The organism is Ulvibacter antarcticus (assembly GCF_003688405.1).
Classification (GTDB): Bacteria; Bacteroidota; Bacteroidia; order Flavobacteriales; family Flavobacteriaceae; genus Ulvibacter; species Ulvibacter antarcticus.
Map to the genome: position 1 here is coordinate 630,277 of NZ_REFC01000011.1, position 14,250 is coordinate 644,526.

Sequence of the window (14,250 nt, forward strand, 5' to 3'; positions counted from 1 at the left end):
AAATATTATTAGTCAATCATATTAAAACCACAATACGGCACTAGAACTTCCGGAATTTTAATTCCTTCAGGGGTTTGATAATTTTCTAGAATTCCTGCTAAAACTCTAGGTAAAGCCAACGCACTTCCATTTAATGAATGAGCTAGTTTGTTTTTTCCATCGCTGTCTTTAAATCGTAGTTTTAAACGATTTGCTTGAAATGTCTCAAAATTAGAAACAGAAGAAATTTCCAACCAACGATCTTGTGCAGTAGAAAACACTTCGAAATCATAGGTAAGGGCCGATGTAAACCCTAAATCTCCTCCACATAATCGAAGGATTCTGTAAGGCAATTTAAGCTCTCTAAGTATGTCTTTTACATGATCAACCATGCCATCTAAGGCCGCATAACTGTTATCGGGATGCTCGATTCTAACTATTTCTACCTTATCGAATTGATGCAATCTATTTAGTCCGCGAACATGTGCTCCATAACTTCCGGCTTCTCTTCGGAAACAAGGCGTATATGCAGTACAAGTGATAGGTAGATCTGTAAGATTTAATAAATCCCCACGGAACATATTGGTTACCGGCACCTCAGCTGTCGGAATTAAATACAAATCATCCACTGTACTATGATACATTTGCCCTTCCTTATCAGGCAACTGACCCGTACCATATCCTGAAGCCTCATTCACCAAATGAGGAACTTGAAATTCGGTATAACCCGCTTCAGTGTTTTTATCTAAAAAATAAGAGATTAAAGCACGTTGTAATCGAGCTCCTTTGCCTTTGTAAACAGGGAACCCGGCTCCGGTAATTTTTACACCTAATTCGAAATCGATGATATCGTATTTTTTGGCAAGCTCCCAATGTGGTAATGATCCTTCTTTTAATACTGGAATTTCACCTTCCTTAAATACTTCTTCGTTATCGTTCTCGTCGGTTCCGGCAGGAACCAACTCATTTGGAATATTAGGAAGCGTATAAAGCAATTGTTCCAGACGGTCTGCGGCTTCATTTAATTGCTCCGTAAGCACTTTGGATTTTTCTTTTAATTGTCCGGTCTTTTCTTTTAGCAGATTTGCTTTTTGCGTTTCTCCTTTTTGAAAAAGCATCCCAATTTCTTTAGAAAAGTTATTGGACTGCGCTAATGTTTCATCAAGTTTTGCCTGTGTACCTCGTCTGTCTTCGTCCGCCTGAAGTACTTCCTCGATCACTTGTTTGGTATCTATACCTCTTTTAGCAAGAGCTGTGATCATTTTATCTTTGTGGTCGCGTATATCGTTTACTTGTAACATTATATTGAGCTTTTAAAGGCGTAAATTTACATAAATCGTTGATGTAAGCCACTCAAAATTGGACTCTTTTGAAGGAAATTATTGATCGGACTTAGGTCGTGGTGGAGGTTGCGGTTTTTTATGATAATCTTCAGGCGAAGGTAGAATCCATTCACTATGTTTAAATGGATGCCATTTTTGAGCGGCCAGATCGGTTTCAGGGTCTATAAGTTGAAAATATTTCCCGCCGTTTATTTTTATTCTTACATCCATATAAACAGAAACATCGCGACCTTCTTCGGCTTCTAAATTTTTAATACGTTGTGCGAGTTGCCATAGAATATCGGGTTTTGTCTTCACCGACCTACGTTGTTTTTTAGTTAGAAGCTTGCTGTGATCGTACCGTATGCGTTTTTGGGTCGCCTTATCTTCAGTGTAAATAGTTAGCATTCCGCCTTTGGATCGCAACATCATTCGCCAGCTAAGTCGGTGGCCTTCTTCGGTCCAAAGCACGTCATCTTTGAATGTCCAATGCCGCAATGGTAGTCCGATTTGGAATAAAAAGTAAATGGAAAAGACTGTTATTAGTAAGTTTTTATGCTTCGGAAGGATTATCTCATTTCCTGTATATAATTTTTTCTTCGGAAGAAATCGCTTCTGAAGAGTTTCCGAAGAAAAGAAAAATAAGGCGAAAGCTATCGACATATAAGGAAAAATCCCAATCTGAAATACAATAGAATTGAAGAGGTGGAAAAAGACCGATATTCCGAAGCCAAGCAAACGTGTCCGCTTCCAAAGTAGCAAAGGAACAATAAGCAGATCGAACAGAATTCCTACATAGGCGATCGAATAATGTACCCATTCCAATTGAAGGAATCCACCAATGAGTGAGTAATCCGATTTCCCTTTCATAAATAGTGCAGTGGTGGTGCCATCAAGCCAATCTGGATAGAATTTCGCAACCGATGCAAAGGTGTAAACGAGCCAAACCTGGAGAATAAGGATGAGCAATACCCAACGCGGCATCGAGGGGGATTTTAGTTCGGGATTGAGTTTCGCGTCTATTGAAAACCAACGATGTGCAGGAAGAAATGCCATGATCCAGCAGAGCAGCATCATGAGGTAATAATGGTTGTTATAAGAAGTTTTCTGAATTAAATACACTGCGGTCCACATAATCGCATAGGCCACCATACTAATTCGGTATTTATAGCCAAGCATCACCATAATCCCGAAAATGCCCATCACTGCAAAGTATGCATACATTCCAGGTCCAATAAGGTATTGCAGGAAATCGAATCCTATAAAATTAAAGGTGAATTCAGGTTCTACAACGTTTAATCGTACCCAGCCGGTGATGATGGCACCAAAAGCTTCGATGGCTATAAGTAAGCCAAAAAAAACTCTAAATAGAACGAGCCCTGTGTTGTCAATATGTTTAAAAAGAAACTTATTCACGACTTGCAATAAAATCTCTGGCGAACTTCTCATCTTTTTGAATCGCCAGTTTCAAATCTTCGATGTTTTCGAAGGTTTCTTCATCACGGATATGGGTGAGGAATTCAATTTTCAGGGTAGCATCGTACAAATCTTTAGAAAAATCCAGAAAGAAAGTTTCGATCGTTTTCTGATTATCACCTAAGGTTGGATTGGTACCTATACTAGTAATTCCGAAGTGATAAGTGCCGTCAATTTTTGCCTTTACAACATAGACTCCTTTCTTCGGAATCAATTTATAGGATTCTTTAATTTCGATATTTGCCGTTGGAAAATCCATAGTGCGTCCCAGTTCTTTACCCTTCACTACTTTCCCAGATAGCATAAAAGGGTAACCGAGAAAATCGTTGGCAGCTTCAATGGCACCTAATTTTAGCGCATTCCGAATCTTGGTGGAACTTACTGCAACATCGTCTAATTCCTGAGCATTTATTTCATCGACAGTGAAGCCATAGGTTTTTCCAAACTCTCTAAGGTCCTCTATATTGGCATTCCGATTTCTTCCGAAGCGGTGATCGTAGCCGATAATAATTTTTTTAGCGTGTAGGCTGTGTACTAAAATATCGCGTACATATTCTACAGCGGTAAGTCGGGAAAAGGCATGAGTAAAGGGGTGTACAATAAGATGATCCACTCCTAATTGTTCCAGCAGTTCTTTTTTTTCTGAAAGCGTATTGATGAGTTTAATATTGTTTTCCTTTTGGATCACCATGCGTGGATGCGGGAAAAACGTGAGTAGTACCGAATCTAAATCCTCCTTTTTAGCCGTTGCAACTAAGCGTTTTAAGATGGCAGTATGCCCAATGTGCACCCCATCGAAAGTGCCGATCGTCACAACACTTGGACGATCATTTTTATAAGTAGCAGCCGATTGATATTCTTTCACCTTATTTTCCGTTGTATAAGTTCATGGTATTTGTAATTCCAGCAAGACCAAAAGATACGATAATTTTCGACCCTTTTTCAAGACGTTCTGGTAAGGCTTTTTCTTCTGCTTCAGACCAGTCACCGAGTACATAATCGACTTGTCGACCTTGAGAAAATTCATCACTTATTCCGAAGCGGAATCTATTGTAATTGGTTGTTTGCAAGACATTTTGAAGATCCTTTAAACCATTATGGCCGCCATCGCTACCTTTGGTTTTCACACGGAAGCTTCCGAAGGGTAAATTTAGATCATCTGTAACGACCAATAAGTTTTCTAAAGGAATTATCTCTTTATCCAGCCAGTATTTCACGGCTTTGCCACTTAAGTTCATATAGGTACTTGGCTTTAGAAGAATAAAGGTTCTCCCTTTAAATTTGTAGGTCGTAATATCACCCAATTTGGCAGTTTCCCAAGTCAGTTCTTCTTTTTCGGCTAAAAAATCTAACATTTTAAATCCGATGTTATGTCGGGTGTTGTGATATTTAGGGCCAATATTTCCCAATCCGGCTATTAGAAATTTTTTCATAGATATTTCTTCTGAAGGGTTTTTTAATTCAAAAGTGTCATTCTGAGATGAGCTTACACTCGTAGAATTTTTATTATTCTTATGACCAAATAGTTTCCGAAGAAATGCAAACATAGTTTTGTGTTAACTTCGGTAAAAATAAAAAAAGCATCCCGAATTATCGGAATGCTTTTGTATTATAATATCTAGAAGTGAATTATTCTCCAGCAGGAGCTTCAGCAGCATCAGTAGCAGCATCGGCAGTTTCTCCTTCTTCTCCTTCTTCACCTTCAACAGCTTCTTCATCAGTTTCTTCATCTTCAACGGCAGTACGTGAAGTTCTAACCTGGCAAATTACAGTGTTATCTGCGTGTAAGATTGAAAATTTATCAGATTTTACAGCGGTAACGTACATTTTTGCACCAATCTTCATTTCGGTGATATCGGCTTCGATAAAATCCGGAAGATCTTTTGGTACTGCTTTCACACGAAGTTTACGACTTACTATACGTAATGTACCCCCATTTTTAACCCCACGTGAGTTTCCTATTACACGTACAGGAATTTCCATCATTACTTCTTTATCGTCGAAGATTTGGTAGAAATCCATGTGTAGGATACGGTCGGTTACCGGGTGAAATTGAATGTCTTGTAAGATGGCATTAACTTCCGTACCATCTTCTAAAGCGATTACAACTGTATGCACGTCTGGAGTGTATATCAAGTCTTTAAACGCCAATTCTGGTGCTGAAAAGTGAACAGGCTTATCTCCTCCGTATACTACGCAAGGAACCATTCCAGCATTACGTATGGCTTTGGTAGCTACCTTGCCCACGCTTTCTCTTTGAGATCCGTTGATTGTAATTGATTTCATTACTTAAAATTGTTATTATTAAACACTTTACTTTCTTGCAAAGCGGGTGCAAATGTACTGTTTTTTATGAGAAAAGGAGAAATAATAATAAGAAAATAATTGTAGGTAGGGAGTGGTTAATATTCATGAGGTCCCTCATCCCCGGCCCTTCTCCCGCTGAGAAGGGAGCTTTTTTGAAATTAAAATTTCATTGGTTATTTATTTGCCAAACTACTTCCTTTAAGTAGTGAGCTCATGTACTACATTAAAAACTTGGAGCTAATGGACTTGTTTCCGTGTACGCTTAGCATTACGTCTGCAAACAAGTTCGCACAGGTAAGTACACGAATCTTCTCACTTTCCTGACGTAAAGGAATAGAATCGGTTACAATTAGTTCTTCCAGTTTGGAGTTTTTAAGTTTTTCGTAAGCCCCACCAGATAGGATAGGGTGCGTACAAATAGCGCGAACGCTTAAAGCACCTCTTTCTATCATTAAGTCGGCTGCTTTTGTAAGTGTGCCTGCCGTATCTACCATATCATCTACTAGAACTACATTCTTACCCTGCACATCACCAATAAGTTCCATATGTGAGATAATATTGGCTTTTTCTCGCTGTTTGTAACAGATTACCACATCACTTTCCATTGCTTTTGAATAAGCATATGCTCTTTTTGAACCACCCATATCTGGTGATGCGATGGTTAGATTGTCGAGATTCAGGTTTTTCAAATAAGGCAAAAAGATGGTTGATGCGAAAAGGTGGTCTACCGGTTTTTCAAAGAATCCTTGAATTTGATCGGCATGTAAATCCATAGTGATAATTCGAGTAGCACCTGCTGTTTCCAGCATTTTTGCGACTAGTTTTGCCGCAATTGGAACTCGAGGTTTGTCTTTACGGTCCTGACGCGCCCATCCAAAATAGGGCAATACTGCCGTAATATGACGTGCTGAAGAACGCTTAGCAGCATCCAGCATAAGTAGCATTTCCATAAGGTGGTCACTGTTTGGAAAAGTAGATCCGATAATAAATACGCGACTTCCGCGCACCGATTCTTCAAATGAAGGCTGAAATTCTCCATCACTGTAATGGGAGGTTATTACATTTCCTAAAGGTATACCAAAAGCATTCGCAATATTTTGAGCTAGGTCCTGACTTTGCTTACAGGCAAAAATTTTAGGAGCGGGATTTTGTGATTCAGACATGTTTTAAATTGAGTTGGCTTGCTACAAAAGTAATTGAATCGGTAACGTATCAAAAAAAATGCTATCAGGAATTACTAACAATTTGTAAAGCAATTTGTGAGAGTGGCGACTTTCATTATAAAAAGGTATTTTTATTTATAAAATTGTCTATTTTTGCGGTCCAATTACACCAATGGTGGTCCCGAAGTATAGGGAGCTAGAAACGCTGGATTTTTTTCAATGTTTAATTAATTGCTCGAGTGGCGGAATTGGTAGACGCGCTGGATTCAAAATCCAGTGACTTCGGTCGTGCGGGTTCGATTCCCGCCTCGAGTACTGCATGGAAGCTGAGATGAAAATCTCGGCTTTTTTTTGTTTTGGAGTATTGCGGGTTCCCCCGAAGCATCGGGGCCGCCTCGAGTACTGCATGGAAGCTGAGATGAAAATCTCGGCTTTTTTTGATTAACTATTGAGTCTTGTATTTGCTTTTAAATAAAATTTAATTTTAAAAGCTTAATCAATCGGCACACCTGAATAAAACATTGTAATTACTGTTGCTTGCTCTGCTGCCGACAATCCTGAAGTAGAAATAGTTAATGAATTATAACTAAAAGGAAATTGAGCTGCCTCCTCGATATCGTAAAGATGAATCCGAGTATGGGACTGAGCCGGGTCGATTGGCCTTACAATTTGCCGATATTGTCCTTCAACTTCATCTTCTAAGACTTCGTATTCATCTGATGGTAAATTAGTGGCGGGGCCAGTATACCAACCATAGTCGAATGACATAGAAACAATACCGTTTGTTATATCTCCAACAAGAGAATCGATACCGGTACCTTCAACAACATAAAAATCTCCGGGAGCTGTGAATTCGTAACTGCCAATTTGTAGGGTTGTTGTTCCAACTTCAACCTCTGTATCATCATTTTTCTTGCAACTATAGTTTACAATTAGTGCGAAAACGATTAAAATTTTGGAAACATTTTTCATATTATTTTGTTTTTTAAAAGCGGCTTTTTATAATAATTTACGAATTTTTCTATCTAAAATAATGAAATAAAGTTATTTGACTTATTTCTGAAAAATAAATTTTCCATGGTACTCGTATGTTTCCGAAGAAAAACAAAGTCTACCACTTCTTCTTAAAATCACCTCTCGAAAAGTATTTTTCAATAAAGCAGTACATCAGAATAAAGAAATAGCGACTTCCCATTTCCCTCATTTTTAGTTTAGATTCGCCAAATTTTCGGTTCGTCCAAGAATTGGGCACTACGGTGTACGAGTATCCGCGAATTATAGCCTTGAGTGGCAGTTCTATGGTAAGATTAAAGTGAGGAGATAAAAACGGTTTGATTCCGTCAATGGTTTCCCGTTTATATAATTTGAAAGCATTGGTCGTGTCATTATATTCGATTTGCATTACGAAGCGGATGATCATATTTGCAATACGATTCACAATTTTTTTAAGCCATGGATAATCGATTAATTTACCACCTTTTATAAATCGGCTTCCAAAAACACAGTCGTAATTACCTTCCACCATAGTGTTGTAAAATCGAATAAGATCTTGAGGTGAATCGGACAAATCTGCCATCATTACAGCAACACAATCGCCACTATAACGCTCCAAGCCATAGGTAATCGCATACCCAAACCCATTGGGACCTTTATTGGTTTCAAATTTTAAGGAGGTATATTTTTTTTGCAATTCGGTTAATACTTCCACAGTATTATCTTTCGAATTATCATCCACCACAAAAATTTCCAGATCAATTGGAAGGCTGGAAAATGCATCGTCAATTCCCTTTATCGTTTCTGAAATAGATTCTGCTTCATTATATGATGGGATGACAACACTTAGCTTCATTACTGAATCCGATTTGTGAATTGTTCGAAAATCTGAGAAAGGATATCATTTACATTATAAGTATGCTTCCAGTCCGGGTAGTGTTTTTTGAACTTGCTTACGTCACTAATCCACCAAATATGATCACCAATACGGTTGTCTTCCGAATATTCATAATTCATTTTCTTGTTGGTAATTTTCTCACACATCTCAATAGCTTCGGCCATTGAACAGTTCGAAAAACGACCTCCACCGGCATTGTATACCTCGCCCTGCCTTGGATTCTGATGAAAATGCCAAAACATATTTACCAAATCCCAACTGTGAATATTGTCACGAACTTGCTTCCCTTTATATCCAAAAACAGTGTACTTATCGCCTGTAATGGCACATTTCATTAGGTACGATAAAAATCCGTGCAATTGAGTTCCGGAATGATTAGGACCGGTCAAACAACCTCCCCGAAAAACTCCAGTGTTGAGTCCAAAATACTGTCCGTATTCCTGTACCATTACATCTGCGGCAACTTTCGACGCTCCAAACAAGGAATGTTTTGTACGATCGATGCTCATAGACTCGTCAATTCCTTCTTTATAATACGCATGAGTTTCATCAATTTCCCAACGAGTATCTGTTTCTACAAGCGGCAAATAGTTGGGCGTATCGCCGTACACTTTATTGGTAGATGTAAATATAAAAGTGGCTTTAGGAGCGTGCTTTCTAAGAATTTCGAGCAAATTTAAAGTTCCGTTGGCATTTACCGTGAAGTCTGTGATGGGTTCTTTTGCCGCCCAATCATGACTAGGTTGAGCCGCAGTGTGGATAATCAATTTTATATCTGAACCATAAGGAGCTAAAACTTCTTCAAGTTTTTCTAAATTTCGAATATCGATAGCATGATGTTCAAAATTTGGAATACGATCTATTAGGCTTTCCGTTTTCCATTGGGTAGAAGCATTTTCGCCAAAAAAATACGCCCGCATATTATTATCGATACCAATAACTTTATCGAATTTAGAGGCGAAGAATTCAACAGATTCACTGCCAATAAGCCCGGAAGAGCCTGTTATCACACAAATACCACTCATTCTTTTTCTTTTTTCTGAAATGCATTTATATAGGTAGAAACACCCTCACTATTTTGGAGCGAAGGTATGGCTTTCAATTCTGGAAACCACACATAACAATTTGGGTCTATAATGTACAGACTGCTATCTTTTTTAATATCAGCCCTTTCAAGCAAGTCAGGCATTTTTTTTGTGTCCTGAATAAATACTACCGCTCCAAGCGAGCGATCACCCATGAAATTTGAAGGATACTTCCGAACGGAATCGTATTTTTTGAACCAATCCGGTACAATGAAGGATTTTCTTTTTGAATAAAAGGCAATTACGCTACTCCAATCATTTCCGAAGACAACAATACCACTATTCTCGGGGGCGTATTTATCAATAACATTACCTAAGATCAATGCTCTGGTTTTTAACGGGTCGAAGGACTTTTTTGTAAGTTCGAAATAACCATTATTAAATGCATAGAGATTATAACTAGCAAATGCTAAAATTAGGAAAGGGGCAATAGGAATTTTTTTGATTAGCTTCGGAAGTATTTCTGCTATTCCAATCGCAAGTGCGGCTAATAGAAAACAAGCGCAGGCCGTCTGGTAGTAATTGTGCACCACATGAAGGTTGGTGAAGATTAATATAGGTAGTACAAATAACAAAAGGCATACTAAAATTAACTTCCGGTTTTTTCCACCAACTATTAGTGAGATTATAAGAATCGCTAAGCCGAAGAATCCAGCGAGATTATCTTTTACTACGCGTTCCCAAAATAATAACTTTAGAGTTTCGCCATCTGTTCGTTGTTCTAACGTACCATAATTCCACCACGATAACGCTTTTGAAGTCAAACTGTTTCCAAAGGCACTTTCAGATTTAATAACATCGGTAAAACGAACCCAGAGCAATGCCAGAACCAACGGAATTAAAAACGAACAAATAACAAGTATCGTTTTTTTAGTAGATGGAAATTTAAATCCAACGGTTTTTAAATGCTGAAATAGTATTACAAAAGACATAATTAATAATACGGGTGCTGCGGTTGTTACCTTTTGTAACATCGCCAGGCTAGCAAATACGATGAACAGTACGACCGATTTAATAGTGACTTCAGCTTTTAAGAAGTCGAGAGAATAATTAACAGCCATTAAGGTAAAGAAAAGTACCGACGTCTCTATCATGAAGGTTCTACCCCAAAAAAGATACAACGGACTTGTCCAAAGTAATATTGCAAATACCCAGGCTACCTGTTTTTTCAAGGATAATTTTTGTCCAATTGCTACAGCCGGTAAGGCACAGAGTAGCAAAAATAAAAAGCTGATCACGCGTCCCGTGGCGCTTAACGATAGGTCGAATATTGATGATACAGAAGCAACGATCGCTTGATATATTGGAAACTCAAAAGGCAATTTCCACGGATAACCTCCAACAGGGGTTTCATAGGCAAACTTCCAACCTTCCTGAGTCATCCAAAAGGAGGTCAAAGCCGTTTGAGTTTGCCTGAAAGAATGCTGTTCCAACAGTGGTTGCAAAGCATAATCGAAGCTAATATATGCCGCGAAGAAAGCTGCAATCACCGCTAACAAAAATGCCCAGTTATTCTTAAGTGAAAATTGATTTTTAATATTGGAAACTTCTTCCATATAGAAATATTTAAGTCAGAAGTGGTTTTAATTGTTGTTCATTTTGTTGAATCCATTGATAAATATCCACAAAAATATTGGTAACACTCTTTGTGGGTTTCCAGGATGTTGCGGCTTCGATTTTGGTATTATCTGTAATGAATATCCGCAAATCGGCAGGTCTGTTTACTAATTCGGAAGCGATATCAATTTTATTTCCGGTGATTTTTTCACAGATTTGAGACATTTCAAGTAAAGATGCACTGTTTGCTAATCCGCCGCCTGCGTTGAAAACTTTCCCTAGAAATGGGTTCATATTTTGTATTTGAAGATCGACTAGATCGACTAGATCGTCTATGTGAAGCATATCACGAACTTGTTTTCCGCTGCCTCCATAACCGATATATTTAAGTGGTTTTTTCCAATAATGTCTGGCCATCCATAAAGTAACGACGCCCTGATCAACTTTCCCCATCTGACGAGGACCGGCGATCACTCCAAACCGGATTACTGATGCTTGAAGTCCATAAAAAGAAGCATATTCTTCAATAAATAGTTCGGAAGCCAATTTGGTAGCTCCATAAAAAGAACGGGCTCCATTTAAAGCTAATGCTTCAGAAATACCTAGGTGTGAAATCCCAGGGATGTTTTGGTTTTCAGAAAAGGAAAAACGAGTTTCATCTTCGGTAAACTTTGCAGATTCTATGGTTTCGATTGGATACACTCTGCTGGAAGAGAGAAAAATAAGCTTGGCATTGTGTTTTAAACAACTATTAAAACAATTGATCGAGCCGTTAAAATTATTGTTGATAATATAGGTAGGATCTGAGTCAAGACCGGCCAATACAGATGCTTCGGCCGATGCTTCAATAAGTAGATCGTAACCATTTATGGCATCTAAATCTTCTTTGTTTCGGATATCTCCATGTACAAATTCAATTCCTTTTTCTTTGAAATCGGCTAGGTTCATTTCAGATCCGCGACGCTTTAAATTATCGAAAGCGACGATTTCGAAGCTAGGATATCGCTGTTTTAATTGTAAACAAATAGAAGAACCTACAAAGCCGGCACCTCCGGTAACAAGTATTTTCATTGAGTTCAGTTAGGCGATTGGCTGTGCGATATAATCAAACAACTTTAAACCGCGGGATGAATATAGCTTCAAAAATAACAATTGAATTTGTTCTTAGTGCAGCTGAGGGAAAAAAGTATGATTTAATTTATTTTTTGAATAAAGAATAAAGAATAAAGAATAAAGAAATAGGGCTGAATTATTATTAACTAAACCTTTCGATAAAGGAAATGTAGTATAGAAGCCATTTTTTGATGATGACTATTGCTTTACAAACTTCTGAATCTGTTTCCTTGCTTCGGAAGTGATTTCGATAAAGTATAATCCAGCTGGAAGTGAAGAAACATTGAGTTCTTTCACGTTTTCATTTTCTGAAAGTACCGCTTGTCCCGACAGATTATAAACGGTCAGGTTTTCAATGGGAAGGTTTTCCGAAGTTACAAAAAGGGTTTCTGCAACTGGATTAGGAAAGATTGTAAAACTTACTCTGTTATTTTCCTGTAAGCCTAAAGCAGGAGCTAAATAAATAGCTTGGCTACCAAAATCGTTTATGATTGTTAATTGTCGATCACCACTGGTTGTGGTTGAAACTTCATAAGAATAAGCTTTGTCTACATCATCAAGGTAAATTCCGAAATGTTGATCACTAAAAATGTTGTTTTCATTGTTAGAGCAATTGGAAGGATAATATTCTAAACCATACAAAAAAATCGTGTCATCAGTGAACCAATGTGCCGACTGTGATATATTACCACAATGATGATTATAAAATACATAAACGTCCCAATCCCAATAAATAAGGAGTATAAAATTAGAGGTTTCATTGTTATTTGGCGCTTGATATTCAGTTCCATCAATAACAACTTTACTAATTGTCCAATCGTCCAATATTTCTTGCGCAAACGCTAAGTTGGCCAATAAAAGAATAGAAACAAGGACTATTTTTTTCATGGCTAATGCTTTACAAATTTTTGAATCTGTTTCCCTACTTCGGAAGTGATTTCGATAAAGTATAAGCCTGCCGAAAGTGAAGAAACATTGAGTTCTTCCACTTTTTGATTTTCTATAAGCACAGTTTGCCCGGAAAGATTATAAACGGTCAGGTTTTCAATGGGAAGGTTTTCCGAAGTTATAAAGAGGGTTTCTGAAACGGGGTTTGGAAAAACAATAAAGGTTACAAGCGAATTTTCATCAATAGATAAAACGAGAGGTTCTGTATTATAAATCGCTTGATCCCCATCAATGTTCGTCACGATTAAAGTTTTGGAGTCATTAGAATTGTGGATAATTTCGTAGTTCATTTCTGTTTCGGCATATGAATAATAAAAGGGACTATAAATAACGAAAAAATCTAAACAAGCTTGATTGGAACAAATGCCAAGTTGATAAGCAATGTAGAATAGTAATATAAATGTATCGTTCGAAGGTGCATAGTCAACTAGAAAAGCTTCAATATAATTATCATTTGGAAAATAAAAATAATCGACTCCAACTTCATTTCTAAACGTGCAAATAAGAGCTTGTGCAAGATGATTGGGAATATGATTTTCTCCATTAATTATTAGATTGTGGAGATGCCAATCCTCGTATATCTCAGGATTCTGCGCAAAAGTTTGTACACTTATTAAAATACAAATCAATAGAAGTAGTAATTTTTTCATGGCTAATGCTTTACAAATTTCTGCATCTGTTTCCCTGCTTCGGAAGTGATTTCGATAAAATACAATCCGGCTGAAAGTGAAGAAACATTGAGTTCTTCCACTTTTTGATTTTCTATAAGCACAGTTTGCCCGGAAAGATTATAAACGCTTAGGTTTTCAATTTGAAGGTTTTCCCAAGAGATAAAAAGTGTTTCTGAAACGGGGTTTGGATACATTTTAAATTTAACTATCGAATTTGCGTCAACTGAAAGCGGATAATCTTTAAAAATTGCATGACCAAAAAGGGGGGTTGAGCAATATAAAACCAGACCATTACTATCTGGGTTTATTTGGAATGCATACCAATGTAAAAAATCATAGTAATTATTCTCGAACATAGCATGAGTCGAATTTTCACAATCATCTGATGTTCGTGTTAAACCTGTCTCAGATAGTTCAAAATTTTGGTATGCATAGGTTCCTTCAAAAGTGTTGCAAGCCATGGTTCCACTAAACGACAAGGATTCAGTGATGGTTAAAGTGGGAGTAATTGGCGGATCAATTTCAGAAACAATATAAAGGTCGTCTAGGTCTGTAAGTTGAACTTCATAAAGATACCATGTTCGATACAAATCAGGGTCTTGAGCGAAACTTTGACCACTTATAAGTACACAAAAAGATAAGAGTAATAATTTTTTCATAGCGCAAAAAATTTGAGGGATAAGTTAAAGTTACAAATTTTTCAGCACTTTGTGTATCTTTGGGTAAACCTCGAAATTT

General features: G+C 37.5%; 14 protein-coding genes and 1 tRNA gene. 1 reads left to right on the forward strand and 14 read right to left on the reverse strand.

Annotated elements, in window-relative coordinates:
* Positions 1 to 8: 8 nt before the first annotated feature.
* The 6 genes from serS to BXY75_RS03110 form a co-directional block, all read right to left on the reverse strand.
* On the reverse strand, positions 9 to 1,280 hold the full coding sequence (serS, locus tag BXY75_RS03080) for a serine--tRNA ligase (protein WP_121906229.1): 1,272 nt from the start codon (positions 1,278 to 1,280) through the stop codon (positions 9 to 11).
* Positions 1,281 to 1,358: 78 nt separating this feature from the next.
* On the reverse strand, positions 1,359 to 2,750 hold the full coding sequence (locus tag BXY75_RS03085) for an HTTM domain-containing protein (RefSeq protein ID WP_170152836.1): 1,392 nt from the start codon (positions 2,748 to 2,750) through the stop codon (positions 1,359 to 1,361).
* On the reverse strand, positions 2,710 to 3,642 hold the full coding sequence (locus BXY75_RS03090; RefSeq protein ID WP_121906230.1) for a bifunctional riboflavin kinase/FAD synthetase: 933 nt from the start codon (positions 3,640 to 3,642) through the stop codon (positions 2,710 to 2,712). The genes BXY75_RS03085 and BXY75_RS03090 overlap by 41 nt, the downstream gene beginning before the upstream one ends.
* A 1-nt stretch (position 3,643) precedes the next feature.
* Positions 3,644 to 4,324: an aminoacyl-tRNA hydrolase gene (gene pth / locus BXY75_RS03095; protein WP_170152837.1), complete on the reverse strand. Its 681-nt coding sequence runs from the start codon at positions 4,322 to 4,324 to the stop codon at positions 3,644 to 3,646.
* Between the two features lie 82 nt (positions 4,325 to 4,406).
* On the reverse strand, positions 4,407 to 5,063 hold the full coding sequence (locus BXY75_RS03100; protein WP_121906231.1) for a 50S ribosomal protein L25/general stress protein Ctc: 657 nt from the start codon (positions 5,061 to 5,063) through the stop codon (positions 4,407 to 4,409).
* A gap of 239 nt (positions 5,064 to 5,302) precedes the next feature.
* A complete protein-coding gene (locus BXY75_RS03110) occupies positions 5,303 to 6,247 on the reverse strand; it encodes a ribose-phosphate pyrophosphokinase (RefSeq protein ID WP_121906233.1) in 945 nt (314 codons plus the stop codon).
* A gap of 233 nt (positions 6,248 to 6,480) precedes the next feature.
* Here BXY75_RS03110 and BXY75_RS03115 point away from each other — a divergent pair.
* Positions 6,481 to 6,562, forward strand: a tRNA-Leu gene (locus BXY75_RS03115).
* 177 nt (positions 6,563 to 6,739) lie between these two features.
* Here the strand turns inward: BXY75_RS03115 and BXY75_RS03120 are convergent.
* From BXY75_RS03120 to BXY75_RS03155, 8 genes are all read right to left on the reverse strand, one after another.
* Entirely contained in the window at positions 6,740 to 7,219 is a 480-nt protein-coding gene (locus tag BXY75_RS03120; RefSeq protein ID WP_121906234.1) for a hypothetical protein, read from the reverse strand.
* A gap of 139 nt (positions 7,220 to 7,358) precedes the next feature.
* A complete protein-coding gene (locus tag BXY75_RS03125) occupies positions 7,359 to 8,096 on the reverse strand; it encodes a glycosyltransferase family 2 protein (RefSeq protein WP_121906235.1) in 738 nt (245 codons plus the stop codon).
* Positions 8,096 to 9,163, reverse strand: coding sequence for an NAD-dependent epimerase/dehydratase family protein (locus tag BXY75_RS03130; protein ID WP_121906236.1), 1,068 nt, complete (start codon positions 9,161 to 9,163; stop codon positions 8,096 to 8,098). Before BXY75_RS03130 ends, BXY75_RS03125 begins: the two co-directional genes overlap by 1 nt.
* The gene (locus BXY75_RS03135) at positions 9,160 to 10,779 is read right to left on the reverse strand and encodes a glycosyltransferase family 39 protein (protein WP_121906237.1); all 1,620 of its coding nucleotides are present in this window, start codon (positions 10,777 to 10,779) and stop codon (positions 9,160 to 9,162) included. Before BXY75_RS03135 ends, BXY75_RS03130 begins: the two co-directional genes overlap by 4 nt.
* Positions 10,780 to 10,789: 10 nt before the next feature.
* Positions 10,790 to 11,851, reverse strand: coding sequence for an NAD-dependent epimerase/dehydratase family protein (locus tag BXY75_RS03140; RefSeq protein ID WP_121906238.1), 1,062 nt, complete (start codon positions 11,849 to 11,851; stop codon positions 10,790 to 10,792).
* A 240-nt stretch (positions 11,852 to 12,091) separates the two neighbouring features.
* Positions 12,092 to 12,781 (reverse strand): T9SS type A sorting domain-containing protein, encoded by a 690-nt coding sequence (locus tag BXY75_RS03145; RefSeq protein ID WP_121906239.1) that lies wholly within the window; start codon positions 12,779 to 12,781, stop codon positions 12,092 to 12,094.
* Between the two features lie 2 nt (positions 12,782 to 12,783).
* Positions 12,784 to 13,491, reverse strand: coding sequence for a T9SS type A sorting domain-containing protein (locus BXY75_RS03150; protein ID WP_121906240.1), 708 nt, complete (start codon positions 13,489 to 13,491; stop codon positions 12,784 to 12,786).
* Between the two features lie 2 nt (positions 13,492 to 13,493).
* Positions 13,494 to 14,171: a T9SS type A sorting domain-containing protein gene (locus tag BXY75_RS03155; RefSeq protein WP_121906241.1), complete on the reverse strand. Its 678-nt coding sequence runs from the start codon at positions 14,169 to 14,171 to the stop codon at positions 13,494 to 13,496.
* Positions 14,172 to 14,250 lie beyond the last annotated feature (79 nt).

What these genes read in the sequence shown, in the direction of transcription:
- serS (WP_121906229.1), bottom strand. Translation starts at nt 1,280, where the DNA reads ATGTTACAAGTAAACGATATACGCGACCACAAAGATAAAATGATCACA.
- BXY75_RS03085 (WP_170152836.1), bottom strand. Translation starts at nt 2,750, where the DNA reads ATGAGAAGTTCGCCAGAGATTTTATTGCAAGTCGTGAATAAGTTTCTT.
- pth (WP_170152837.1), bottom strand. Translation starts at nt 4,324, where the DNA reads ATGTTTGCATTTCTTCGGAAACTATTTGGTCATAAGAATAATAAAAAT.
- BXY75_RS03100 (WP_121906231.1), bottom strand. Translation starts at nt 5,063, where the DNA reads ATGAAATCAATTACAATCAACGGATCTCAAAGAGAAAGCGTGGGCAAG.
- BXY75_RS03110 (WP_121906233.1), bottom strand. Translation starts at nt 6,247, where the DNA reads ATGTCTGAATCACAAAATCCCGCTCCTAAAATTTTTGCCTGTAAGCAA.
- BXY75_RS03120 (WP_121906234.1), bottom strand. Translation starts at nt 7,219, where the DNA reads ATGAAAAATGTTTCCAAAATTTTAATCGTTTTCGCACTAATTGTAAAC.
- BXY75_RS03125 (WP_121906235.1), bottom strand. Translation starts at nt 8,096, where the DNA reads ATGAAGCTAAGTGTTGTCATCCCATCATATAATGAAGCAGAATCTATT.
- BXY75_RS03130 (WP_121906236.1), bottom strand. Translation starts at nt 9,163, where the DNA reads ATGAGTGGTATTTGTGTGATAACAGGCTCTTCCGGGCTTATTGGCAGT.
- BXY75_RS03135 (WP_121906237.1), bottom strand. Translation starts at nt 10,779, where the DNA reads ATGGAAGAAGTTTCCAATATTAAAAATCAATTTTCACTTAAGAATAAC.
- BXY75_RS03140 (WP_121906238.1), bottom strand. Translation starts at nt 11,851, where the DNA reads ATGAAAATACTTGTTACCGGAGGTGCCGGCTTTGTAGGTTCTTCTATT.
- BXY75_RS03145 (WP_121906239.1), bottom strand. Translation starts at nt 12,781, where the DNA reads ATGAAAAAAATAGTCCTTGTTTCTATTCTTTTATTGGCCAACTTAGCG.
- BXY75_RS03150 (WP_121906240.1), bottom strand. Translation starts at nt 13,491, where the DNA reads ATGAAAAAATTACTACTTCTATTGATTTGTATTTTAATAAGTGTACAA.
- BXY75_RS03155 (WP_121906241.1), bottom strand. Translation starts at nt 14,171, where the DNA reads ATGAAAAAATTATTACTCTTATCTTTTTGTGTACTTATAAGTGGTCAA.